At 57.7% G+C, this 1,259-nt stretch carries 2 protein-coding genes; both read right to left on the minus strand.

Going from position 1 to position 1,259, the window contains the following annotated elements:
• Window positions 1-449, minus strand: a 449-nt coding sequence (locus PHD44_RS12655) for a biotin carboxylase N-terminal domain-containing protein (RefSeq protein WP_300192254.1), incomplete at its 3' end; no start/stop codon positions are given.
• Window positions 450-573: 124 nt separating this feature from the next.
• Entirely contained in the window at window positions 574-1,212 is a 639-nt protein-coding gene (locus tag PHD44_RS12660; RefSeq protein WP_300192255.1) for an urea amidolyase associated protein UAAP2, read from the minus strand.
• Window positions 1,213-1,259: the final 47 nt, after the last annotated feature.

The raw sequence follows: 1,259 nt of genomic DNA on the forward strand, positions 1-1,259 counted from the left end.
ATGCGCTCAGCTTCCCGCAGGGCATGGGCGACATCGTCCAGCAGGCCGGAACCGGGCAATAAAGGCACAGAATTTTTTTCGGCCAGCTCGCGCGCCGTGTGCTTCAGACCAAAATCCCGCATCTGCTGCGGGGTCGGGCCGATGAATGCGATGCCCGCCACCGCACAGGCTTCGGCAAAGCTGGCATTTTCACTGAGGAAACCGTAGCCGGGGTGGATGGCCTCGGCGCCCGTGGCACGCGCAGCCTCCAGAATTTTCGCCTGATCCAGATAGCTCTCGGATGCGGGTGCCGGGCCGATGAACACGGCCTCGTCGGCTTCTGCCACATGGCGTGCGTGGCGATCGGCCTCGGAGTAGACAGCCACGGACGTGATCCCCATGTTCTTCAGGGTTCGAATGATGCGACACGCAATGGCGCCGCGGTTGGCTATGAGTACTTTATGAAACATCAGTGGTCACTTGCATGATCGCGTGATCATGAACTCCTAAGGATTCGGGTCGTCCCGAATGATTCTGGCACCACACATGGGGCGTCCCATGGGGTCTGGTTTGTCTTGTCGATACTGACGGGTTTCAGTTCCAGATCAAAATTTCAATGGGCGTTGGATTGTAGGCGTTGCAGGGATTGTTGAGTTGCGGGCAGTTGGAAATGAGCACGATCACGTCCATTTTCGCCGTCAATTCAACATACTTACCCGCATCCGAAATGCCATCTTCGAAGGTCAACCCGCCTTCCGGCGTGACAGGCACGTTCATAAAGAAGTTGATGTTGTGGGTGATGTCCCGCTTGCCGAGGCCGTATTCTTCATGCTCGGCCACGGCGAGCATCCAGCTGTCACGACAGGCGTGCATGCACTTGGTTTCAAGGCCATAACGTACGGTGTTCGATTCGGTGGCGCAGGCGCCGCCCAGCGTATCGTGCCGCCCGCAGGTATCCGCCACGATTTCGAGCATCGGATTGCCCTCGTTGCTGAGCAGCATGGTACCAGCCGTCAAATACACATTGCCCTGTTCGCGAATGGTGTCGATGGCGCTGTAGCGTTCGGTGGGATTATCAGCCCGGTAGAACAGGGTATCGGCGGCCTGATTGCCTTCCAGATCCAGAATTCGCACGGTCTGACCCGACTGCACGATCTTGATGAAATAATCACCGGCTTCGACCACCTGACGAAAGGTGGCGGCTTCGGGTGTGCGCGTACTGTGCTTGATCATAAGGCCTCCTTAAGCGCAGCTGTGTGCAGAGCAGCACGTGGGTTGGT

The organism is Halothiobacillus sp., from assembly GCF_028710545.1.
GTDB lineage: Bacteria > Pseudomonadota > Gammaproteobacteria > Halothiobacillales > Halothiobacillaceae > Halothiobacillus.

Bases quoted from the DNA above. Each gene is read 5' to 3' on its own strand.
- PHD44_RS12660 (WP_300192255.1), bottom strand. From the start codon at position 1,212: ATGATCAAGCACAGTACGCGCACACCCGAAGCCGCCACCTTTCGTCAG.